The sequence below is a fragment of the Microbacterium tenebrionis genome (assembly GCF_020682665.1).
Lineage (GTDB): Bacteria > Actinomycetota > Actinomycetes > Actinomycetales > Microbacteriaceae > Microbacterium > Microbacterium tenebrionis.
Genome location: NZ_JAGTTM010000008.1, coordinates 1 through 22061, shown reverse-complemented (window position 1 = coordinate 22061; position 22061 = coordinate 1). Strand labels below are relative to the sequence as shown.

General features: G+C 66.3%; 24 protein-coding genes, 1 tRNA gene and 1 pseudogene. 18 read left to right on the top strand and 8 right to left on the bottom strand.

All coding sequences use genetic code 11. The features are described 5' to 3' along the window. Window position 1: 1 nt before the first annotated feature. From xerD to der, 8 genes are all read left to right on the top strand, one after another. Complete coding sequence (gene xerD, locus KEC56_RS13570) at window positions 2–904, top strand: site-specific tyrosine recombinase XerD (protein WP_227531361.1); 903 nt, start codon at window positions 2–4, stop codon at window positions 902–904. Window positions 905–972: 68 nt separating this feature from the next. Further along, complete coding sequence (locus KEC56_RS13565; RefSeq protein ID WP_227531360.1) at window positions 973–1884, top strand: ParA family protein; 912 nt, start codon at window positions 973–975, stop codon at window positions 1882–1884. Continuing rightward, window positions 1868–2764, top strand: coding sequence for a segregation and condensation protein A (locus KEC56_RS13560; protein WP_372456284.1), 897 nt, complete (start codon window positions 1868–1870; stop codon window positions 2762–2764). The genes KEC56_RS13565 and KEC56_RS13560 overlap by 17 nt, the downstream gene beginning before the upstream one ends. Then, a complete protein-coding gene (gene scpB, locus KEC56_RS13555) occupies window positions 2754–3374 on the top strand; it encodes an SMC-Scp complex subunit ScpB (RefSeq protein WP_175987500.1) in 621 nt (206 codons plus the stop codon). Before KEC56_RS13560 ends, scpB begins: the two co-directional genes overlap by 11 nt. Next, on the top strand, window positions 3371–4180 hold the full coding sequence (locus KEC56_RS13550) for a pseudouridine synthase (protein ID WP_227531359.1): 810 nt from the start codon (window positions 3371–3373) through the stop codon (window positions 4178–4180). Before scpB ends, KEC56_RS13550 begins: the two co-directional genes overlap by 4 nt. Further along, window positions 4177–5301 (top strand): prephenate dehydrogenase, encoded by a 1125-nt coding sequence (locus tag KEC56_RS13545; protein WP_227531358.1) that lies wholly within the window; start codon window positions 4177–4179, stop codon window positions 5299–5301. The genes KEC56_RS13550 and KEC56_RS13545 overlap by 4 nt, the downstream gene beginning before the upstream one ends. Beyond that, window positions 5294–6076, top strand: a complete 783-nt coding sequence (gene cmk, locus KEC56_RS13540) for a (d)CMP kinase (protein ID WP_227531357.1) — start codon at window positions 5294–5296, stop codon at window positions 6074–6076. Before KEC56_RS13545 ends, cmk begins: the two co-directional genes overlap by 8 nt. Next, entirely contained in the window at window positions 6066–7589 is a 1524-nt protein-coding gene (gene der / locus KEC56_RS13535) for a ribosome biogenesis GTPase Der (RefSeq protein ID WP_227531356.1), read from the top strand. Before cmk ends, der begins: the two co-directional genes overlap by 11 nt. Before the next feature lies 1 nt (window position 7590). Here the strand turns inward: der and KEC56_RS13530 are convergent, their stop codons facing one another. After that, complete coding sequence (locus KEC56_RS13530; protein ID WP_227531355.1) at window positions 7591–8151, bottom strand: carboxymuconolactone decarboxylase family protein; 561 nt, start codon at window positions 8149–8151, stop codon at window positions 7591–7593. A 181-nt stretch (window positions 8152–8332) separates the two neighbouring features. Between KEC56_RS13530 and KEC56_RS13525 the strand changes: the two genes are divergently transcribed. Continuing rightward, window positions 8333–9403, top strand: a complete 1071-nt coding sequence (locus KEC56_RS13525; RefSeq protein WP_227531354.1) for a Glu/Leu/Phe/Val dehydrogenase family protein — start codon at window positions 8333–8335, stop codon at window positions 9401–9403. Here the strand turns inward: KEC56_RS13525 and KEC56_RS13520 are convergent. Continuing rightward, a complete protein-coding gene (locus KEC56_RS13520; RefSeq protein ID WP_227531353.1) occupies window positions 9400–9957 on the bottom strand; it encodes a phosphorylase family protein in 558 nt (185 codons plus the stop codon). The two genes, KEC56_RS13525 and KEC56_RS13520, sit on opposite strands and share 4 nt — an antisense overlap. Before the next feature lie 90 nt (window positions 9958–10047). Between KEC56_RS13520 and KEC56_RS13515 the strand changes: the two are divergent. Continuing rightward, a pseudogene (locus KEC56_RS13515) lies at window positions 10048–10539 on the top strand (NUDIX domain-containing protein); the annotation flags it as partial. A 5-nt stretch (window positions 10540–10544) separates the two neighbouring features. On the opposite strand, the gene KEC56_RS13510 reads toward KEC56_RS13515, so the two are convergent. Genes KEC56_RS13510 through KEC56_RS13500 form a run of 3 tightly spaced genes read right to left on the bottom strand, consistent with a single transcriptional unit; the run spans window position 10545 to window position 12199 of the window. Next, window positions 10545–10904 carry an RNA-binding S4 domain-containing protein gene (locus KEC56_RS13510; RefSeq protein WP_227531368.1) on the bottom strand — a complete coding sequence of 120 codons (360 nt, stop codon included), beginning with the start codon at window positions 10902–10904 and terminating at the stop codon, window positions 10545–10547. A 17-nt stretch (window positions 10905–10921) separates the two neighbouring features. Next, entirely contained in the window at window positions 10922–11593 is a 672-nt protein-coding gene (locus tag KEC56_RS13505; RefSeq protein WP_227531352.1) for a lysoplasmalogenase family protein, read from the bottom strand. A gap of 24 nt (window positions 11594–11617) precedes the next feature. Then, window positions 11618–12199, bottom strand: a complete 582-nt coding sequence (locus KEC56_RS13500) for a GNAT family N-acetyltransferase (RefSeq protein ID WP_227531351.1) — start codon at window positions 12197–12199, stop codon at window positions 11618–11620. A gap of 107 nt (window positions 12200–12306) precedes the next feature. On the opposite strand from KEC56_RS13500, the gene KEC56_RS13495 reads away from it, so the two are divergent. From KEC56_RS13495 to KEC56_RS13485, 3 genes are all read left to right on the top strand, one after another. Further along, window positions 12307–12380 (top strand) — tRNA-Pro (locus KEC56_RS13495). Window positions 12381–12563: 183 nt separating this feature from the next. Further along, a complete protein-coding gene (locus tag KEC56_RS13490) occupies window positions 12564–12803 on the top strand; it encodes a helix-turn-helix domain-containing protein (protein WP_227531350.1) in 240 nt (79 codons plus the stop codon). A gap of 4 nt (window positions 12804–12807) precedes the next feature. Beyond that, window positions 12808–13989, top strand: a complete 1182-nt coding sequence (locus KEC56_RS13485; protein WP_227531349.1) for a tyrosine-type recombinase/integrase — start codon at window positions 12808–12810, stop codon at window positions 13987–13989. Between the two features lie 71 nt (window positions 13990–14060). Here the strand turns inward: KEC56_RS13485 and KEC56_RS13480 are convergent, their stop codons facing one another. Both KEC56_RS13480 and KEC56_RS13475 read right to left on the bottom strand, forming a co-directional pair. After that, window positions 14061–14327: a hypothetical protein gene (locus KEC56_RS13480; RefSeq protein WP_227531348.1), complete on the bottom strand. Its 267-nt coding sequence runs from the start codon at window positions 14325–14327 to the stop codon at window positions 14061–14063. 288 nt (window positions 14328–14615) lie between these two features. Next, window positions 14616–16199: a recombinase family protein gene (locus tag KEC56_RS13475; protein ID WP_227531347.1), complete on the bottom strand. Its 1584-nt coding sequence runs from the start codon at window positions 16197–16199 to the stop codon at window positions 14616–14618. 127 nt (window positions 16200–16326) lie between these two features. On the opposite strand from KEC56_RS13475, the gene KEC56_RS13470 reads away from it, so the two are divergent. The 3 genes from KEC56_RS13470 (at window position 16327) to KEC56_RS13460 (ending at window position 19600) form a co-directional block, all read left to right on the top strand. Beyond that, window positions 16327–18033 carry an LA2681 family HEPN domain-containing protein gene (locus tag KEC56_RS13470; RefSeq protein ID WP_227531346.1) on the top strand — a complete coding sequence of 569 codons (1707 nt, stop codon included), beginning with the start codon at window positions 16327–16329 and terminating at the stop codon, window positions 18031–18033. An 86-nt stretch (window positions 18034–18119) separates the two neighbouring features. Then, complete coding sequence (locus KEC56_RS13465; protein WP_227531345.1) at window positions 18120–18800, top strand: hypothetical protein; 681 nt, start codon at window positions 18120–18122, stop codon at window positions 18798–18800. Further along, a complete protein-coding gene (locus tag KEC56_RS13460) occupies window positions 18797–19600 on the top strand; it encodes a hypothetical protein (RefSeq protein WP_227531344.1) in 804 nt (267 codons plus the stop codon). The genes KEC56_RS13465 and KEC56_RS13460 overlap by 4 nt, the downstream gene beginning before the upstream one ends. A 108-nt stretch (window positions 19601–19708) precedes the next feature. On the opposite strand, the gene KEC56_RS13455 is transcribed toward KEC56_RS13460, so the two are convergent. After that, complete coding sequence (locus tag KEC56_RS13455; RefSeq protein ID WP_227531343.1) at window positions 19709–20719, bottom strand: hypothetical protein; 1011 nt, start codon at window positions 20717–20719, stop codon at window positions 19709–19711. 34 nt (window positions 20720–20753) lie between these two features. Between KEC56_RS13455 and KEC56_RS13450 the strand changes: the two genes are divergently transcribed. Together KEC56_RS13450 and KEC56_RS13445 are read left to right on the top strand one after the other, a co-directional pair. After that, the gene (locus tag KEC56_RS13450; RefSeq protein ID WP_227531342.1) at window positions 20754–21452 is read left to right on the top strand and encodes a hypothetical protein; all 699 of its coding nucleotides are present in this window, start codon (window positions 20754–20756) and stop codon (window positions 21450–21452) included. Beyond that, window positions 21442–21966: a hypothetical protein gene (locus KEC56_RS13445; RefSeq protein WP_227531341.1), complete on the top strand. Its 525-nt coding sequence runs from the start codon at window positions 21442–21444 to the stop codon at window positions 21964–21966. Before KEC56_RS13450 ends, KEC56_RS13445 begins: the two co-directional genes overlap by 11 nt. Window positions 21967–22061: the final 95 nt, after the last annotated feature.

Below are 22061 nucleotides of genomic sequence, written 5' to 3'. Positions count from 1 at the left end.
GATGCGGCTCGACCGCGCGATCGACGCGTACTTGCGGCACATCACGATCGAACGGGGCCTGTCCGAGCACACGGTCGGCGCCTACCGTCGCGACCTCGCCGTCTACCTGAGCTGGCTGACGGATGCCGGCATCGACGACACCACGGCGGTGACCGGTGCCGTGATCGGCCGATTCATCGCCGACCGCTCCGCCGTGGTTCCGGCACCTGCGGCGACGAGCCTGGCCCGGCTGCAGTCCTCGGTGCGCGGGCTGCACCGATTCCTCGTCCGCGAGGGGATCGAGGTCGAGGACCCCAGCGGACGGCTGCGCCCGCCCAAGACGCCGCAGCGGCTGCCCAAGGCCCTGACGATCGATCAGGTCGAGCGGCTGCTCGTCGCGCCTTCGGGGGAGGAGCCTCTCGGGATCCGCGATCGTGCGCTGCTCGAGTTGCTCTACGCCACCGGAGCCCGCGTGTCGGAGGCCGTCGGGCTCGACGTCGACGACCTCGCGCACGGCGACGTGCTGCGTCTGCGGGGCAAGGGCTCCAAGGAGCGGATCGTGCCGGTCGGGTCCTTCGCCCGGGATGCCGTGGACGCGTATCTCACGCGGGTCAGGCCCGGTCTGGCGGCCAAGGGGAAGGCATCCGCCCGGCTGTTCCTGGGCGCGCGGGGGGCTCCGCTGTCGCGGCAGAGCGCGTGGCTCGTCATCCGGTCCGCCGCGGAGCGCGCGCAGATCACGGCCGAGGTGTCGCCGCACACACTGCGCCACTCGTTCGCGACGCACCTGCTGCAGGGCGGCGCGGATGTGCGCGTCGTGCAGGAGCTGCTCGGGCACGCGTCGGTGGCGACGACGCAGATCTACACGCATGTCTCGGTCGACACGCTGCGCGATATCTACGCCACCTCGCACCCGCGGGCCCGCTGACGGGCTGTGGGGGATCGCCGGGGGGCGAACCGGCGAATGCGCAGGTGACTGGCTAGAATCGAGCAAGCATGAAGGAAGCAGGAGATTCGGTGGCTCAGAACGCGACGAAGACCAAGGGCAAGACGTCGAAGGCCGACGACATCGTCTTGGGTCCCACGGGGCGTCCGTACCACGGCTTCCCGATCCCCGCCCCGCTCGACGCGCACGGACCTGCGCGCATCATCGCGCTGTGCAACCAGAAGGGCGGCGTCGGCAAGACGACGACCTCGATCAACCTCGCAGCATCCCTCGCCGAATACGGCCGCAAGGTGCTCGCCGTCGACTTCGATCCGCAGGGCGCGCTGTCTGCCGGTCTCGGCATCCAGACCCACGATGTGCCCACCGTCTACGACCTGCTGCTGGACACCAAGCGCGATGCGCACGACGCGATCGTGGCGTCCGCTGTCGCCGGTCTCGACGTCCTGCCGGCGAACATCGACCTGTCGGCCGCCGAGGTGCACCTCGTCAACGAGGTCGCCCGCGAGACCATCCTCGCGCGCGTGCTGCGCCAGGTCGCGGGGGAGTACGACGTCATCCTCATCGACTGCCAGCCCTCGCTCGGACTGCTCACGGTCAACGCGCTCACGGCGAGCCACGGCGTGCTCATCCCGCTGGAGTGCGAGTTCTTCGCGTTGCGCGGCGTCGCCCTGCTCATCGAGACGATCGAGAAGGTGCGCGACCGCCTGAACCCGGCCATCGAGCTCGACGGGCTGCTGGCGACCATGTACGACGCGCGCACGCTGCACTCGCGCGAGGTGCTCGAGCGCGTGGTCGAGGCGTTCGGCGACGACGTGCTGGAGACCGTGATCGGACGCACCGTGAAGTTCCCCGACGCGTCGGTGTCGGGTGTTCCCATCACCGAGTTCGCGCCGGAGCATGCCGCCGCTCAGGCGTACCTGCGACTGGCCCGGGAGCTGGTCGCCCGTGGCGCCGTCGCCTAGCGAGGATGTTCTCGACCCTTCGACAGGCTCAGGGATCGACTCCGCGGACACCCCGATTCCTGAGCCCGTCGATGGGTCGGATGCGATTCCTGAGGCCGACTCCGGATTCCGCGTCTCGCTGACGAACTTCGACGGGCCGTTCGATCTGCTGCTTAACCTCATCTCGAAGCACGAGATGGACATCACCGAGGTCTCGCTCAGCGCCGTGACAAACGAGTTCATCGCGTACCTGCGCGAGCTCGAGGCCGAGGAGGAGCTGGATCAGGCATCCGAATTCCTCGTCGTCGCGGCGACCCTGCTCGACATGAAGGTCGCGGGTCTCCTGCCGCAGGGCGAGCTCGTCGACGCCGAGGCCGTCGCGCTGCTCGAGGCGCGCGACCTGCTGTTCGCGAGGCTGCTGCAGTACCGTGCGTTCAAAGAGGTCTCCGCCTGGTTTGCACGCTGCCTGCAGCGAGAGGATCGCCGGCACACGCGCGCCGTCCGGCTGGATGAGAAGCACCGCCGCCAGACGCCGGAGCTCGTCTGGACGCTCAGCGCCGACGACTTCGCCGCCCTCGCCCTGCTCGCATTCGCGCCCAAGGAGATCCCCACCGTCGGCTTCGACCATCTGCATGCGCCGCTGGTGAGCATCCGCGAGCAGGCGGCGATCGTCGTGACCCTGCTGCGGAACACCGAGTCGTTGACGTTCCGCGAACTCGTCGCGGGGACGACCGAGCCCGGCATCGTCGTGGCGCGGTTCATCTCGGTCCTCGAGCTGTACCGGCACGCGGCGCTGTCCTTCGAACAACTGGAACCGCTCGGCGAGCTGACGCTCCGCTGGGCAGCCGACTCCTGGTCGGATGAGACACTGGCGACCCTGGGGGCCGACTATGACCGATGACACCTCGACCGCTGACCCTGCCGAGACGACCGCTGACCCTGTGGAGCCGCCGACGACCCCGCTGACCGAGCGGCTCGAGGCCATCCTGCTCATCATCGACGAGCCGCTGGGTCTGGTCGCACTGGCCGCGGCCGTCGGCTCTCCGGTGCCCGCGGTCCGCCAGGCCATCGAGACGCTCGTCGACGACTACGACGGCAAGGGAACGGGTCCGCGGCGGGGCTTCGAGCTGCGCGAGGTCGGCGGAGGCTGGCGCCTCTACGTCCGGGAGGACCACGACGCGCTGGTCGCGGAGTTCGTCGGCGGGCAGGCGCCGGCCCGCCTGTCTCAGGCGGCCCTGGAGACGCTCGCCGTGATCGCCTACAAGCAGCCGGTCACGCGCAGCCAGGTGGCGTCCATCCGCGCCGTGAACGTCGACTCCGTCGTGCGCACGCTGCTCGCGCGGGGCCTGATCACCGAGCTGTTCGCCGATTCCGAGACCGGCGCCATCAACTACGGCACCACGGACGCGCTGCTGCAGAACCTCGGCATCAACTCGCTCGACGAGCTGCCGCCGATCTCGCCGCTGCTCGACGACGGCGCCGACGGATTCGACGAAGGAACCATCCGATGAGTGACAACGCCGCCCCCGAGGGCGTCCGCCTGCAGAAGGTGCTCGCCGCAGCGGGCGTGGCATCCCGCCGCGTCGTCGAGCAGTACATCGTCGAAGGGCGCATCAGCGTCAACGGCGAGGTCGTCACCGAACTCGGTCGGCGCATCGACCCCGAGACCGACCTCGTCGACGTCGACGGCACGGCCATTCAACTCGACGTCTCCAAGCGCTACGTGATGCTGAACAAGCCCACCGGGGTCGTCAGCACCATGAAGGACGAGAACGGCCGACCCGACCTCCGGCGTTTCACGAAGGAGTACGAGGAGCGGCTGTACAACGTCGGGCGGCTGGATGCCGAGACGAGCGGCCTGCTGATCCTCACGAACGACGGCGAACTCGCGCATGTGCTCGCGCATCCGTCCTTCGGGGTCACCAAGGTGTACATCGCCAAGGTCGAGGGCGCCGTCACGGCGCAGACGATCGCCAAGCTGACGAAGGGCTTCGACCTCGAGGACGGCTTCATCCAGGCGGACAAGGCGCGGCTCCTCGACACTTCGACGGGCTCAGTGACCGGGAAGGCGGCATCGAGCCTCGTCGAGCTCACCCTGCACTCCGGGCGCAACCGCATCGTGCGTCGCATGATGGCCGCGGTGGGGCATCCCGTCACCGAACTCGTGCGACGTCAGTTCGGTCCGCTGCACCTGGGAACCCTCCCGGCGGGGAAGAGCAGGGAACTGAGTAAAATCGAACGTGGTGCGCTGCTGACTCTCGCGCGCCACGATGCCCCTGCGGACGCCACGCCGGGAGACGCCCAGGAGACCGAGTGAGCGACAGCGCCAGAACCCATGGCAACGGCAATGCGCCGCGCCTCTCGGGGACCGTGCGCGTCGTCGGCGCCGGTCTCCTCGGCGCGAGCATCGGTCATGCGCTTCGCGCGAAGGGCGTGGATGTCGTCCTCGCCGACACATCGCCCGCTCAGCTGCGCCTGGCCATCGATTACGGAGCCGGACGCGCGGCTCGCGACGACGACTCACCGTCGTTGATCGTCGTCTCGGTTCCGCCGGACGTGACCGCTGACGTCATCGAGGCGGAGCTCACGAGATACCCGGATGCTGTCGTCACGGACGTCGCGAGCGTGAAGCTCGAGCCGTTTCGTGCGCTCACCGAGCGCGGCCTCGATCTCACGCGCTACATCGGCTCGCATCCGCTCGCCGGCCGGGAGCGCGGGGGAGCTATCTCGGCGCGCGCCGACCTGTTCATCGGGCGCCCCTGGGTGGTCTGCCGCGACGAGGAGACGCGACCTGCCGACCTCGCCCTCGTCGAGGACCTCGCGCTCGACGTCGGCGCGATGCCGCTCGAGATGACCCCGCAGGAGCACGACCGCTCGGTCGCGCTCACCTCGCACGTCCCGCAGGTCGTCGCGAGCCTCCTCGCCGCACGCCTCGCGACGGCGGACGAGGATGCCCTCCGCCTTGCCGGCCAGGGCGTCCGCGACACCACGCGCATAGCGGCATCCGCGCCGGAGCTGTGGGTGCAGATCCTCGGCGCCAACGCCGAGCCGGTCGTCGACGTGCTCGATGCACTCGCCACAGACCTGAAGACCGTGTCGGATGCGCTGCGCGAGCCCGGAGCTCCTGGGGCGAGGCGCGTGGTGGCCGAGGCGATCCGTCAGGGCAACGATGGCGTCGAGCGGCTGCCGGGCAAGCACGGACAGAACCGTCGCTTCGAGCAGCTCGTCGTCATGGTCGACGACACCCCCGGTCAGCTCGGACGCCTGTTCGGCGAGCTCGGTGAGCTCGGCGTGAACGTGGAGGACCTGCGCCTGGAGCATTCTCCCGGCGCGCAGTTCGGCCTCGCCGAGATCAGCGTGGCCCCGGCCGCACTGCTCGGAGCCGTGGACGGGCTGCAGCAGCGCGGATGGCGGATTGCAGGAGCGACAAATGAGTGACCCTTCGATCCCCACGCCCCACTCCAGCCAGCGCTCCGCGCTGCCCGGAGCCTCGGGGGCGCGTGGGCCCGGCTCAGGAACCGAGAACTTGCCCGGTGCGGGCAAGTTCATCGCGATCGACGGACCGGCGGGCTCGGGCAAGTCGAGCGTCTCCGCGGCCATCGCGCGCAAGCGCGGCTACGGGCTGCTCGACACGGGGGCGGCCTACCGGGCGCTGGCCTGGCACGTGCTCGAGCGCGGCGATGACACCGATGATCCGCAAGCCGTGCTGGCCGCAGCATCCGACTTCGATCTGCGTCTCGGGCTCGACCCCGACGACCGGACCGTCGCCGTCGGCGACACCGACATCACGGCCGCGATCCGCGAGCCGCGCGTGTCCGGCGCGGTCAGCGGCGTCGCGCGCGTGCCCGCCGTGCGCGAGCAGGTGAACATCTTCTTCCGGTCGCTCGTCGCGAACGCCTCGCATCAGGCGGTCGTCGTCGAGGGGCGCGACATCACGACCGTGGTGGCGCCCGACGCGCCCGTGCGCATCCTCCTGACCGCGGCGCCCGAGGTGCGCGCGGCCAGACGAGCCGGCGAACTCGCCGGCGAGAACGCCGCAGAGGTCGCCGCTGCGCTGCACAAGCGCGACGCCTCCGACAGCGCCGTCGTCGACTTCCTGAACGCCGCAGAGGGCGTCGAGGTCGTCGACACCACCCACCTCGATTTCTCACAGACCATCGACGCCGTCCTCGCGGTGATCGACCGAAAGCAAGGAGCGGAAAATGGCCGCTGAAGACGAATACGAAGGCGGCCGCGACCGTCTCGCCGAGAAGATGGACGAGCTCGACGAGCAGCTCGCCGAGCAGCGGGCCGAGGCCCTGCGCGCCGGACTCGCCGATTACGACCTGGACGAGGAGGATGCGGCGCTTCTCGCGGGCCTCAGCCTCGCCGAGGGCGGAGTCGAGTTCCTGCCCGCACTCCCGGTCGTCGCGATCGTCGGACGCCCGAACGTCGGCAAGTCCGCTCTCGTGAACCGCATCCTCGGCCGTCGTGAGGCCGTCGTCGAGGACACGCCCGGTGTCACCCGCGACCGCGTGACGTACAAGGCGGAGTGGAACGACCGACGCTTCTCGCTCGTCGACACGGGAGGCTGGGAGCCGGACGCCAAGGGCATCGACCGCTCGGTCGCAGCTCAGGCCGAGGTCGCGATCGACCTTGCTGACCTCGTGCTGTTCGTCGTCGACGCCATGGTGGGCGCCACCTCCACCGACGAGCACGTCGTGAAGCTGCTGCGCAAGAGCGGCAAGCCGGTGTTCCTCGTCGCGAACAAGATCGACGACACGCGCCAGGAGCCCGAGGCTGCGGCTCTGTGGAACCTCGGTCTCGGCGAGCCGTACCCGACCTCGGCGGTCCACGGCCGCGGTGTCGCCGACCTTCTCGACGCCGTGCTCGAGAAGCTGCCCGAGGTGTCTGCGGTCGCCAAGCACGAGATCGGCGGGCCGCGGCGCGTCGCGATCCTCGGTCGCCCGAACGTCGGGAAGTCGTCGCTGCTGAACAAGGCGGCGGGGGAGGAGCGCGTGGTCGTCAACGACCTCGCCGGCACCACCCGTGACCCCGTGGACGAGGTCGTCGAACTCGGCGGCAAGCTGTGGCGGCTGGTCGACACGGCCGGCATCCGACGCCGCGTCCACCTGCAGCAGGGCGCGGACTTCTATGCGTCGCTGCGCACGTCCGCCGCGCTCGAGAAGGCAGAGGTCGCCGTCGTCGTGCTCGACGTCTCGGAGCCTCTCAGCGAGCAGGACGTGCGCATCATCGACCTGGTGCTCGAATCCGGACGCGCGCTCGTGCTCGCCTTCAATAAGTGGGACCGCCTCAGCGACATCGACCTCGAGAACCAGGACCGCCGCCGGTACCTGGAGCGAGAGATCGAACAGGACCTCGCGCACGTCGCGTGGGCTCCGCGCGTGAACATCTCGGCGAAGACCGGTCGGCACCTCGACAAGCTCGTGCCGGCACTCGAGACGGCGCTGGAGAACTGGGATCGCCGCATCCCGACCGGCAAGTTCAACGCGTTCATTTCCGAGCTGGTCGCCGAGCACCCGCACCCGCTGCGCGGAGGCAAGCAGCCGCGCATCCTGTTCGGCACGCAGGCGTCGACGCGTCCGCCGACGTTCGTGCTGTTCACGACCGGGTTCCTCGACCCCGGCTACCGCCGGTTCATCCAGCGCCGCCTGCGGGAACTGTACGAATTCGAGGGCACCCCGATCGTCATCAACATGCGCGTGCGGGAGCGCCGCCAGCGCTGAGTCAACTCCGCGTCAGGGCATCCTGGATGCTGGGGCTGAGCCCAGGTGGAATGTCGACGTCGACGGCGAGAGCGTGCAGCGCTCGACTGAAATAGTTGCGCACCGACGCGGCGAGGGCGATGTCCACGATCTCTCGATCCGTGAAGCCGACCTCGCGTAGGCGGAGACTGTCGGCATCGGTGATGGATGCCGAATCACGGCTGAGCTTGGCGGCGAAGTCCATCAACGCCACCTCGCTCTCGCTGAGATCCGCGTCGTGGTGGTCGCGAAGGATCCGCTCCAGCTGCTCCTCGTCGAACACCTTGAGAGACTTGCGAGCGTGGGCGTACCGGCACGACTGCGAACCGATGGCGTCTGCGGCGGCGAGGGTTGCCAGCTCGTATCGCCGTACGCCCAGCTGAGCGACGATTGTGCGGACGAGCTGCTGGAAGGCGCGGAACGCCTCGGGGTTCACCGCCATCACGCGGGTGTGGCTGGGCACATAGCCGAGGTCGGCGATCTCGGAGACGTACAGGTCTGCGACGGCCGCATCGGTGTCGTCCGGGGTGCTGATGATCGACATGGCAGGTTCTCCTCGCGTCCTTGTCACAGGATCCCACCATCGAGCGCTGTCCGACAGGCATTCTCGAGAGGCTGTGCGCTGGTTGCCGAAAGGCGGGCCGGGTGGTGCAATGGAGGGTGGATGCCGCAACCTGACGGCGTCCGTTCATCGCTGCCCACAAGGCCTGCCGAAAGAGGATGCAATGTCGCACACCCTGCCCCTTCCCGAGTTCACTCACGAACGGGTGGAGGTGATCACCGGCCGGCGCAGCGGACTGTTCATCGCCGTCGCCCTGCACTCCTCTGTTCTCGGCTCCGCCCTCGGCGGTGCGCGGCTGTGGACGTACCCGCACTGGAGCGACGCGCTCGGCGATGCTCTGCGTCTGTCGGCGGCGATGACGTTGAAGAACGCGACGGCCGGGCTGGATGCCGGTGGCGGCAAGTCCGTGATCGGACTCGAGGAGGGGACGGTCCTCGACGCCGAGCGCCGCCGTGACGCCTTCCTCGATCTCGGCGACGCTGTCGAGTCCTTCGGCGGCCTGTACCGCACGGCGGAGGACGTCGGATCGACCATGGACGACATGGCTGTCGTGGGGGAGCGCACCGCGCACGTCGTGGGTCTTCCCGATGCTGCGGGCGGCTCGGGTGAGCCGGCCGGTCCCACGAGCCTGGGCGTCTACGAGTCGCTGCGCGCGGTTCTCGAGCGCACCACGGGTACGGGCGATGTCGCGGGACGCCGCATCACGATCTCGGGCCTCGGTCAGGTCGGCGGGCGTCTGGCGCTCCGCCTCTCGGCCGAGGGTGCGATCCTCATCGTCACCGACGTGAACCCCGCCCGTCGCCACCTCGCCGGTGAACTCGGTGCGACCTGGGCCGAGCCCGGAACCGAGCACCTCGCGTCGTCGGATGTCTTCGTCCCGTCCGGCATCGGCGGGCTCCTCACCGATGAGGTCATCGACGCCCTCGACACCCGTGCCGTGTGCGGCCCGGCGAACAACCCGCTGGCGAACCACGACGGCGCCGACCGTCTCGCCTCGCGCGGCATCCTGTACGCCCCCGACTTCATCGTCAACGCCGGCGGCGTGATCTACCTGGACAACGAGGCCAAGCAGCGCGGCACCCGTGAGGAGATCATGGGTCAGGTCGCGCAGATCGGCGACACGGTGCGGCGCATCCTCGCTGACGCGGAAGAGCGGGGCATCACGCCGCTCGCCGCCGCGGAAGAGCTCGCTGCGGAGCGCCTGCGCGCCGGGGCGCCGGCCCTCGCCGGCTAGACCCCGTACACCTCGCGGACGCGATCGCGGAGTTCGTGGGAGCAGGCAGTCACGGCTTGCTCCCACGTGAGGTTCGCGCCGTCCTGGGCGTTGTCGGACACGGCCTTCCAGATGCGGATCGGCACGCCGAACTGCTCGGCGACCCAGGCGTAGGCGAACGACTCCATGTCGACGAGGCGCCCGCCGAGGGAGAGGATGAGCTCGACGGCTTCGGCGTCGTCGATGAAGCTGTCGCCGGTCGCGATCGAGACGTCGCCCTCACCGAGCTGCATGCGCTGCGGCATCGAGACGTGCTCGCCGCGGACGCCGTCTTCGTTGATGACGTCGTGCTGGAACGCCCAGTGCACTTCGTGCACGCCGGACCCGATGGTCTCGTCGAGCGCGCCGGCCGTGCCGACGACGAGGATCTCGTCGTACGGGGCGGCATCGAGAGCGCGGGTCAGCGCGTAGGTGGCCTTGAGCTTGCCGGGGCCGGTCACGAGGCGCTCGAACCCGGGGAGTTGCTCGGGGAAGGCGACGAGTTCGGATTCGAGGGCGGCGACGAGAAGTTTCACGGTTCCATTCTCCCAGAGCAGGACGGTGCCACCGCGAAACCTTCCGCAACGCGCAGCCCCACCCCTCGTCTCCTGTGAAAGGCTGGAACCGTGACGATCCTTCCCCCACAACCCGGAGAGCCGCGGCGCCCGCTGGGCCCCCGCAATCCGGGTGACGCCTGGGTCGTCGCCGAGACGGGGGAGAAGTACTGGGGCCGCTTCGGTGCGGCAGGTCTCCTCGCCGTCGATGCCGAGCGCGGCATCCTCCTTCAGCACCGCGTGAGCTGGAGCCATTTCGGCGGAACGTGGGGTCTGCCGGGCGGCGCGCTGCACGAGGGCGAGACGCCGATCGACGGTGCGATCCGCGAGGCCACCGAGGAGGCCGGCATCCCCGAGGGTGCCGTGCAGGTGCGGTTCACCAGCGTGCTCGATCTTCGGATCTGGTCGTACACGACCGTGGTCGCCGACGTCGTCGCGCCGTTCGAGCCGGTGATCAGTGACCCCGAGAGCGTCGCTCTCGAGTGGGTTCCGATCGACGAGGTCGACGAGCGGCCGCTGCATCCGGGGTTCGCGGATGCCTGGCCCCGTCTGCGCGAGCAGCTGAACGCCTAGTCCCGACCTCGCAGCCGATCGATCTCGCGACGTTCGCGCTTGGTGGGGCGTCCGGCCCCCCGGTCGCGCACGCCGAGGGCGGCGACGGGTTCGCGCGCGGGTGTGCGGTCCTCGTACGCGAGTGCCGCGACGGGGGCGCCGACGCGCTTCGTGAGGGTCTGGCGGACGATGAGGATGCGGTCGAATCCGCTGATCCTGACGCGCACCTCGTCACCCGGCTTGACCGTCTGCGCGGCTTTGACCTTGTCGCTGTTGACGCGTACATGCCCCGCGCGGCATGCGGTGGTCGCGGCGGAGCGCGTCTTGTACACGCGGATGGCCCACAGCCAGCTGTCGATGCGCACCGGCTTCGTCATCATCGGGTTCTGCGCGTTCATGCGGTGGCCTTCTTCCGCAGGGATACAAGGGCGCCGGCGACGAGGAGTCCCTGCCCGAGCGCGTAGGTGAGCATGACGAGCGGGCTCGTCCACGCCGGCATGGCGTCGGCCATGAACAGCCGGAACGCGAGCATCGTGTCGCTGGCGAGGAAGAACACCCCGCCGACGGCGATGAGCGGGTGGCAGCGGGCCGCAACCGCCGCAGTGCCGCCGAGGACGATTCCGTATGCGGCGACGGCGGGCAGCAGTGCTCCGGTGTGCGGGCCGAGGACGATGATCATGCCGATCCACCATGCGGCGTAGACGAGCGTCCACCACGGCATCCGGCGCGCGCGCAGGATGCGTGCTAACAGCACGATGTAGGCGATATGCGCGAGGCCGAAGAACAGGAGCATGAGCGGCAGCTCGGGGCCGCCAGGGAAGAATGCGCCGGCGCCGTCGCCGAGCCAGGAGAGCGCGATGGCGGCGAGCAGCAGCAGGATCGCGAGAGGCGGCTGCAGACGTGCGGAGACCAGAACCGGGATCGCGAGCAGCGGCATCAGCCACAGCTTCGTCGGACTCGCGATCTCACTGCCGACCGCGAGCGCCCACACATGCGCGAGCGACATGGCCGCGAAGGGGACGAATGCCGCGACGAGGATCGTTCGGGGCAGGATGCGGCGCGGCATCCATCCATCGTAGAGCGGAGGTCGTCAGGCGACGGTGAGGCTGGCGATCGGGCGTTCGGGCTTGGGGCCGGGGATCGCGGTGAATCCGGCGGCGAGGAACGTCGACAGAGCGCCGTGGAACAGGTCGTTCACGTGCGGCTTCGTCTTGCTCGTGTCGATCGGGTAGCCCTCGATCACGCGGGCACCGGACTGTTTCGCGAATGCGACGGCAGCATCGAGCAGGGCGGCGTTCAGTCCGTGGCCGCGATGCTCCTTGCGGACGACGAAGCAGCTCACGCCCCAGACGCCCTCGTCGTCGAGGGGCTCGTGGGTCGTCGCGACGATGTTGCGGGTGCGCCCGAGGCGCCGCTGCGCGGGCCGCGGACCCACGCGGATCCAGCCGGCGGGCTCGCCGTCGACGTAGGCGACGATCCCGGGCGGACGGTCGGATGCCACCTCCTGCTGGAACAGCGTCGTGCGCTGGGCGAGGTCGGTGGCCTCCCACTCCTTGTTGGTGAGGACCGGCCAGACGCATTGACAGCTGCGACCGTCGCCGCCGCCGCTGAGAGCATGCTGGATGTCGTCCCACACGGCAGGGCTTGCGAGTTCGGTGGTGATCGTGGGCATGTGCGGCAGGTTACGCCGAGCCTCCGACACGGGCAAGCATCCTGGTTCGCGAAGGCTTCGTCGTGCGGCTAAGATAGGGGAGTTGCCTGCGCGCAAGCGCACGACAACGGGCTGTGGCGCAGCTTGGTAGCGCACTTGACTGGGGGTCAAGGGGTCGCAGGTTCAAATCCTGTCAGCCCGACCGAGAGGTCCCGGAAACTCAAGGGTTTCCGGGACTTTTTCTGTAGGTGGATGTGATCCGGTCATCGAAAAACCCATCACTTTGGCTCCCTCGCGGCCCTCTCGGGCCGTCCCGCTCCGGAAGGGGAGCGAGCGTGCCGGTTGCCCCCGGTTCGTGGGTGGGAGCAGGACGCACCTGTTCGGTATGGACACCGAACACAGCCCTACCGGCAACCCCTGGGGCCTGGTGCCGCTGCTCGACGTCGGCGAGCTCGCCGCCTACCTGGGCGTGCCCGTCTCCACCGTCTACGACTGGCGCACCCGCGGCCTCGGTCCGCGAGCGTATCGCTTCGGGAAGCATCTGAAGTTCGCGCTCTCGGACGTGCGGATCTGGATCGAGCAGCAACGCGACCCCGAGCCGCCTGCCTCTCCAGAGAGGAGGTGATCCGATGAGCCGGCAGCGCCTGACCATCGGCACCTTCGGGGAGATCGGCCACCTCGTGAGCCCCAGCGGGCGGGTCGTCGCGCGCGCCCGCTACCGTGACTGGGACGGCAAGACCCGGCTCGTCCAGGCGACCGGGGATACACGGAAGTCCGCCGAGCGGGCGTTGAAGGCGAAGCTCGCCGACCGGAGCCTGTTCCAGCCGTCGTCCTCGGCGCTTACGCCGGACAGCCCGTTCCCGGACCTGGTCGCGTACTGGCTCGAAGACCTCGAGCTCGAAGACCGCCTGTCGAAGCGCACCCTGCAGCTGTATGAGCGGAACATGCAGACGCTCGTCCTGCCGGTCTTCGGGAACCTGACTCTGCGGGAGATCGGCGTCGCCCGTTGCGACCACTTCCTCAAGCAGTTCGCGAAGCAGAGCTACAACCGCGCCAAACAGGCCCGCGTGGTCCTGCGTCTCGCGCTCGGCCTCGCCGTCAGGCACGAGGTGCTGCCGCGGAACCCGATGGATCACGTCTCGCGACTGCACCGGCCGGCGTCGACGCCGAACGCGCTGACGCCTGCGGAGGTGAACGCGATCCGCACGGCGATCGCGCTCTGGGAGGCCGGACGCTCGATCTCCGGACCGAAGCCCGACGGGCAGCTGGGCGCGATCGTCGAGGTCATGCTCGGCACCTCCGCCCGCATCGGGGAGGTCCTCGCCATCCGCCGTCGCGACATCGACGTCACCAGCCCAATCCCGTCGATCCGGATCACTGGCACGATCGTCAGCCACAGGGGAGAGCCGACCACGCGGCAGGATCATCCGAAGACCGCGAAGTCGCGGCGTACCGTCGCGATCCCGTCCTTCACGGCGGAGGCCGTGCGGCGTCGCCTGACACGGTTGGAGGAGTCATCGCTCGATGCCTTACTGTTCTGTACCCGCGAGGGAACGCTGCTGACGACGAACAACGTGCGCCGGCAGCTCCGGCACGTTCTCGATCTCGCCGGGATCACCGGCGTCACCCCGCACATGTTCCGTCGGACTGTCGCGACCGCGATCAACGAGCAGGGCGGCGTCGAACTCGCTGCCGAGCTACTCGGGCACACTGATCCGAAGATCACGATCCAGCACTACATCCGCCGCAACGAGATGGTGAATCCGGCTACCGCGGTGATGCTGGATCGCGTCTTCTCGAAGGAAGAGTGAGGACTGCTCTCCATTGCGCTGCTCACGGCAGAGAACTCCATGCGGGAGAGCGGTCGGATGAACGGATGGTGTCACTGCTCGGCGCGCTCGGGACTCGCCATTTTGGTGAGCACTGTCTGCAACTCGGCGACGATCTGTTCAGGCGCGAACCCGTCTGCGCTATTGATGCTCTCCCAGAACCGGTCGTACGCCTCGGTCGCGAACTTCAGGAAACTCCAGAGCGCAGGGGCCTCCTGTTCGGCGGTGGTGAGGAACTCCGCCCAGCGATCGCGGTCCTCGAGGAGGTACGCGACCCCTCGCATCGCGTGGAGCCGAGCCTCTCCATTGTCGAAACGCATGTTGCCTCTCCTTAGATCATCGGGCGGGTCTTGTTCATGCCCTTCACGACAGGTGCGCGCCGCCATCCCAAAGCTCTGATGGAAGCGGTGAGGGCGCCACGATCCGCCGCTCGGGACGAGTGAGGTTGATGGCTGACGAGTGGTGCCAGGTAGCGATGGGCGGGCCAGGTTCGCAGTGAGAAGGTCAGGGGTTCGAATCCCGTTAGGTCCACCCGACGCGCGTTGTGCGAAACGGCCGGTGATCGTAACGTCGCGGGTTCGACTCGCGTTAGGTCTCCCGAAGGAGCCCTACACGAGATGCTCTTCCGCGGCGGCGCGCAGCCCTAGCTTGGCGATCTCCGGCCGAAGCTCGACGTAGATGTCCTCCGGGTTCGGCCCGATGAGCACACGGTCCAACAACGCATTGTTCAGCTGCTTGCTATCTGCGGGCGCCGCTGCGAGGTATCGGTTGCAGGCGTCTTCGAGGAGATCGAGCGATTCCGCCAAGTGCTTCATCTGGAGCGTGACATCGTCGCTCAGGCGCTCCTCCTCGGCCTCGGTACGGGAGAGCGAATCGGCCAACTTGCGCTGCTCTTTGACGAACAGGTTGCGAGGCAGGGCGTCGGAGTAGTAAGCCTCGAGGAGCTTCTCTTGGCGCAGCCGGATCTCTTGCGCCTGTGCGGCGAGATCTGATCGCTTCTGCTCGGAGCCGGATGCTTCCGCCGCGAGCCGATCCTGCCAATGCAGCTCGATCTCCTTGCGTCGGTGAGTCGAGATCTGGATCCGTTCGTAGGCATCCTCGACGCGACGCTCCACGTCGCTGATGCGCAGTGCACTCTGTGTGCATCGTGGTGTGCCGTTCTGGCGGCCCGAGCAGATGAAGTAGTCGTAGACGCGCCCGCTCTTCGACCGAGCGTTGTGGACCAGCAGCCGGCGTTGGCAGTTGAAGCAGCGGACCGTGCTCTTGAGGTAGTGCGTGTGGATGCGGCTGCGTTCACCCTGACGCCGGGACGTGAGGAGATGTTGGACCGTCTCCCAGGTCTTCGCCGTGACCAGCGGCTCGTGGCTTCCTGCATGCTGCGCGCCGTTTAACGTGACGATGCCCTTGTAATAGGGGTTCGTCAGCACACCATGGAGGCTCGCGACAGTCAGTGCCGCGGGGGAGCGGGAAGCGGTCGCCCGAGTCCGAAGTCCTCTGTCAGTGAGCGCTGAGGTGAGCTGAGTGACGCTCCACTCACCGGTGGCATAGGTGTCGAACGCCCAGGCGATGTGTGGCGCTCGTTCGCGGTCGAGTTGGATCGCTCGATACTCGCGTCCGTCCTCGGTCTGGCGGCGGACGTTGAGATAGCCGATCGGTGCCCGCCCTGGAGTGCCGCCCTGGATGGCTTTCTGCCGCATGCCCTTCATGACCTCTTGCGCGAGGTTGCGCGAGTAGAACTCCGCGATTGACGCCATGATCCCGTGCAGGAGCGTGCCGTTCGGAGTCGCGTCGATCCCCTCCGTGCTTGAGATGAGACGCGCGCCAGAGGCATGAACCGCCTGGGTGATCGCGATGTCGTCGGCACGTGATCGGGCCAGTCGGTCGAGTTTATGGACGATGACGTAGTCGACGGGGTGCTTCCGCAGATAGGTGAGCATCCGTTGGAGCTCTGGGCGGTTCGTGCTTCGTCCCGATTGGCCACGATCAACGAACTCGGCGGAGATGAGCGCACCCAGCCCATGTGCCTGCCTCCTGTTCGCCTCGCGCTGAGCAGGGATCGAGAAACCCTCTCGCTCGCCTCCTCGCTCCGCTTGGCGCCCAGTCGATACACGGATGTACGAGACCGCCGACAGAGATGAGAACACAGTACGGATCGAAGTTGGAACTTGAGCGGGTTTGAGGAGATGAGTCATTCAGTCAACGTTGGCGGCCACATTCCCATCTGACCTGTGGGAGAGAATCGAAGGCCCGGCTTGGTCTCTAGCGCTCTGCGGCAAACACTTCCCAGAGGAGGCTCGGTAGCGCTCGTAGTATTGGCTCATGGAGCCACGTCAAGAGTTCGCTACTTGGATAGGTGAGCTGATGGCGCTTGGAGAAGCAACCGGGGACGCACGCCGATCCAGTGCTGTCCGGGCGAGGGAGATCGCCGGAGCAGTCATCGTGTCCTCGCATCCTGAGGGAGCGAAAGCCGCCCTGTTGTTCTCGGCATCTTCGATCGTAATCAACTCTGGAGCGCATCTGAACGATGCGGAGAGCGTTAAGAGCGGCAAGCTGCTCGCGGAGAAAGCTCTCGCAATGACAACGGAGGATCAGCCTCTCCATTACCAATGCCGATACAACATCGCCAACGCCACCAGTTCGCTATGCGACCAAGACCTCCCCAAGATCGAATCTGGGACGAGCCGGATCGACTGGGAGCCGGAACTCGTAGTCTCTCGCCTCAAGAACCAGGCAGATCTCAAGGAAGTGAGACGAGAGTTCTTCCAGATCGGTCAATCTTCGGTGGCAGACGGCCAGACGCGTTCAGCCGCGTATTGCAACCTTGGCAACGTTCTAGACCATGCGGGACGCTGGGCCGAGGCGTACGACTTCTACCTCCGGGCGTTGGAGGCTGATCCTCGCAACGGCAACGCGGCTGGAAACCTCGCCCAGCTTCTGCACACACGGATCGACACAGGTATCGGGCAGACTGGGCATATCGCGGCCGTCTACGACAAGTACGTTGCCCTTGCGCATGACCTGCGAGACGGCACGCTTGAGTTCGCTGATGCCAAGGTCGCTGAGCGTTGGGATCTACTTACGCCCACGGAGAGCCAAGGTCACCTGGCCCACGGTCTTGACCCCGCAGCTGACGACTTCGAGTATCGGCAATGGGTTGCTGACCTCCGCCTTGCGCTCTCTCCGGCGGTCGAAGGGCTGGGCACGGATGAACTGCGCTGGGATAGCGCGACCATCGAGGTTCTCTATGGCGACAGCCTCGACGAGATGAGCCCTCCGATTCTCGGCGCTATGAACGTACTCAAGTCAGACTTTCTGGTGTCGCGACGTCTCGCCTTCGACGCCATCTCCCAACTCACCGACGACTTGGCGCAGCCCGCCGACGACTCGGGCTCCTACGTCGAGACCTTGGATTACTCGCTCTATGGAATCCAGTACTCCAAGCTCCTACTTGCTCAGCGCTCAGCACTTGACGTTCTGGACAAGACCGCAGTCGTCGCCAACGAACACTTCAAGGCTGGAGATATCCCCAGCAAGGTTTCCTTCCGGAGCTTCTGGACCGAGAAGGCGGGAGAACTTCGAGAACCGCTGGTGAAAGGAGCAGGACGCTCCCTCCCGAACCTCGCCCTGGCCGAACTCGCCAACGACATGGCGAAGGACGGCATGTACGCGTCATCGCAAGCACTACGCAACGCAGGCACCCACAGGATCGTCCACGCAGCCCTACTTGCAACCACCGGCGTAACGCAGGACTCGCGCAGCAAGATCGACCTGATGGAGTTGGTCGAATCAACCATTCTCGCGCTGCAAGTCACCCGATCCGCATACCTCTACCTCATCGACCTAGTCGCTATGTGGAACCACCCCGACGACCACCAAGGTAACTACCTGCCGTTCCCCGACGTCCGCTACTTCAACGACCCGACTGCCAGTCAGCACGTCGATCAGGATGACAGCCAACAAGATGAGTGTGCGCCGCCTAGCCTCCATGGTCAGATTCGGCCTGCTGATCTGAGAGAAGAAACATGACCCGCGTCGGAGCGGGAGAACCCCGAGGAGGCGTTTGTGGCCGGCGAGTCACACATGCCAGTCTGCGGACGATAAAGGAGGCCGCGGTGGCACAAGACATCGGTGCGAAGTTGATGTTGGCCGAGTGGCTGTTCGTGGAAACAGTTGCTGATCTGCGCGACCGCAGTCATGACCCAGCTTCTCGGAGCCGGTACGAGCTGCTCGGCATTGCGCTGTTGCTTCGGAAGCTCCTTACCGATCGAGGCGAGCCGTTGCTAGCGACGGTCAAGCGGGATCGACTGGACGTCCCGACCCAGTTCCGAATCCGACCGTGGCAGGTTCCTGCCGATGCCGACGACTCGCTTGAGTATCTGGTTCGGCTGAGCGGCCCCGGCCTCGTCGGCGATGCTGAGACCGTGGCGCTGACGGCGGACCAGTTCCTCGCGGCGAGAGTTGGCCTGCTTGAGGGCCGGGAGCTCTCGACCAGGCAGGTCATTCGCTACTATGCCCACGTTGAGGGCGGAGTCCACTTTGGTGACCCGAGGGAAGACGGCCAAGAAGCGATGAGCAGCATGGTGCCAGTGCTGCTGGGCAACACCCCCAGGCAGATCGAGATCCTTGGATATCTTGGTCAGATTGTTGTCGACGCGTTGACGCCGCTGCGTGATTCCATCCTCACCTCGCCCACGATCGTTCCTGCGATGCACCGCCTCAACAGCTCTGGCTCCTACGACCACCATTGGACCGCCGAGTACTACGCCAGCAGCCGGGAGAAGGCGCGCGAGTGACGGGACTTGCTGATAGGGCCGAGCAGATTGCAGCCCACTTGGTCGGTTACGAAACCGGTGCCGAAGTCCAACTCCACGACACGGGCGGCCGTCAGGCGGCCGTGGACTTCCTCCTTGAGTGGGCCGACGGTCGGCGGGGTGCTCTTGAGGTCACGCTCGTCACTGAGAAGGCATCTATCGCCTGGCAAGGAATGGCGATGAAGGAGAGTTGGCGTTGGCCGGCGGCCAGCTCGTGGGAGTTCCGCGCTGCCGCTAAGAGCTTTCCCTACACGTTCGTGCGGCAGGTCGCCCTACGGGCGGTTGAGCTATGCGATGCCCACGGGGTAGACCGTCCTGAGGACTTACCCGCGGTGGTGCTTGATGCAGAAGTTGACCTGGCGCGATTCCTCGCCGACGATCTCGGTGCGCTTCGACGTGCTCGTCTTGATCCCGGCGTGGCGATCTACCAGTCCACACGCGCAGAGTTCGTCGATAACGCTCCCTCCGACTTTGCTCGGGTTGTCGAGGCCTGGCATGGCGCACCTCACATGGCGTCGCATCTCAAGAAACTAGCCCGCACAGCAAATGTCTCGGAACATCACCTCTTCTTGGTCCCCACGGACGACGTGCTGCCCGCTCGGTTCTTTACTGACGACTTCCAACTGCCGACCTCTACCCCAGCTGGCTTCGAATCCGTCGATGCACTCTGGATCTGGTCCAACTACTGGCAACGATACCTTTCGTTCCGCAACGGTTCGTGGGCATGGGTCGACTTCCCGCCACGGGATCACTCAGCAGGGGGCGCCAATCGCACTGCGTGATGAAGCTGAAATGCGTATACGAAGCGCCTTCTAAGCGAGCAGCGACAGGACGTCTACGGCTGATCCTGGCACGAGACCCGGCGAACAACAGCCAAGATGATCCCGTCCTCACTCCTCGACGTTCTGTTTCGGCGACTGCGGCCGCGGTATGGCTTCCAGGAAGTTGACGAGATCATCGAGACTTGCGATGACGCGGTGATCGAATCGTGCAGGAATCTTCGCGTCTGTGAGCATCGCAGCCCACGACTTTTCTGTGACGACTATGTCGCAGTAGGGCACGGCGATCGCGAGGGCGGTGACGTCGTTAAGGTCGTTGCCGCTCCATTCCTTCTGCGGGTTCGCCTGCCTTGCTTGCCTGAGTCTCATTTCGACCCAACGAGAAGGCATCGCCTCGATAAGGTGCGTCATTCGGTCAACGATGTCGTTGAACTCCACGCCGAGCTGTCCGCTAATCCGCAGCAGCGGATCGATGATGTCGGCAATCGCGGTTGCCACCATGACATCGCTGAGGCGGCGACGCCCGATGCTCTTGAGCACCTCCGCGACGTTGCGCTGGCCGTCTACGAAGCGGTCGTCGGTGACGTTCTTCATGTCGTTCAGGATGATGCGTCGGTCATCAGGCATCCCGTCCGGTGTTGCGCCGGCCAGGATCACGCGCTCGTACTCTGGCTCGACTCGGCGCTGAAGCTCCTGCCGCACATCTGCGGGTAGAGGTACCCCGCGATACTCGGCGGGTGCCACATAGCGCAGGCTTGGTGATGCCGCCGCGTGAGCGGCCCCAAACCCGAACAGGTCGAGCTTCTCAACAGGGATACCCAGGCCGAAAGAGTCGATCAGCGCCCGCTTGATCTCCCACGGCACGATCACATGAGGTGGAGCAATCCTCAACATTCCTGCGAGCCGCGTCATCGTGGCTGTCAACTCCTCGCGCTTCCTGCGGTCGCGCTGCTTCCCCGTCTCGTAGTAGTGAGCCATGCTGAGAGGGAAGCGTGCGCGCCCATCGTCCGCGGCTGCCTTCAGGACGGCCAACGTCTCGACGAAGCGCACACCTTGTGGATGGCCTGACTCAGCGCGCGCAAGATCGATCCACTTGTTCTGATCCAGGTAGACGGTGAGCATGTCTACCAGTTTGCGTCGTCGCTACCCTTGAAGAATGACTAGCGCTTTCTCATGGGTGGACCTTGCAGCGCTTGTCGTGGCCGTCGCCGCCCTCGCGGTGACCGTCGCAATCTATCTACTGGGGCGGCGTCTCTCCTTCCGGCAGCAGCGTGAGCGCGTGCGTGAGCTCGAAGCGAAGGCTTGGGTGGTACTCGGCCCTATCCGTACCGAGGGTATGAACAGCAAGGTCATCGTGATGAACGTGGACCGCTACAAACGCGGTTACGACGGCAGCAATGATCTGAACTGGCGAGGCTATGCCTACACGGGTCCAGAGATCATCGAGATCGGCCACGGCGGTGTCGAGGTCATCACCGGGGCAGTGGAGAGCTACCTCGACGCAGGCGGCCGTCGTACCCTCGCGCAGACATCCACCCCAGCATCGACTGTGATTGAGTGCGGTCACATCCCCTGGAAATGGATCGAGGACATCGCTCCGGAGGGTGACGAGTTTGATGGCTCAGCTATCTTCTTCGTCCGCCACCAAGCTCCCGGAAGGCAACCGTACAACTACATTACGTATCGCGAAGGACAGCCGGTAGCGTTTGGGTCGAACAACCGCGACTACTATCGGCCAGTTCCTGAGCTCGGTACACGCAGGCCGGAGTTCCTCCGCGACTGGTGGCGCTTCATGAAATCCTTGCGTTTGGAGAAGAAGCTGAAGAAAGAACTGAGCCAGCGCAATGCCAGCTGATGCCCAGCCCGCTCCGTCGACCTTGCCAGTACTGGATATCCCCTTCACCTTTTCTCAAGTTCCGTTGTTGTCTTCTGGTCAGTTTCGAGATGAGGCCAGAAGCAAGTGGGATCAGCGTATTTCTATCGATGATCTGGAGGAGCTTCACCGCCTCGGGCTACTCGTCCCGCTCTATCGAGCAGACGATGACCGGGAAGCCGAGTCACTTCCGGCTCCCCACGAAGACGACTCCAGCAAGATCGCACGATACGCACGCGAAGGCATGATTCGCGATCCGCAGGGTGAGGACGCATCGCTCTGGCCACACCGTCGCCCGGATAATGCGGGAGATACTTGGTGGGACGGATTTTTCTACAGTCGGTGGCAGCTCCTGGGGCTCCGCGACGCTCTCCAACAGCGCGAGAACCTACGCATTGTCGCCGATGACCCGCGCCTCGTTGTCGAGGAGGATGGGAGGTACCGAACGTTTGCCGCTCGGCAGCGGCACGAGGTCAAGCCCCAGGAAGTGGTGTAGCGGTCGGTGATCCTTCTGTTGTTGGTGTCGGTTAGGCGCTGAGCTCGAGGACGGTGTCGGTATTCACCTCGTTTCCGTTGTCGGCAACGAGAGTG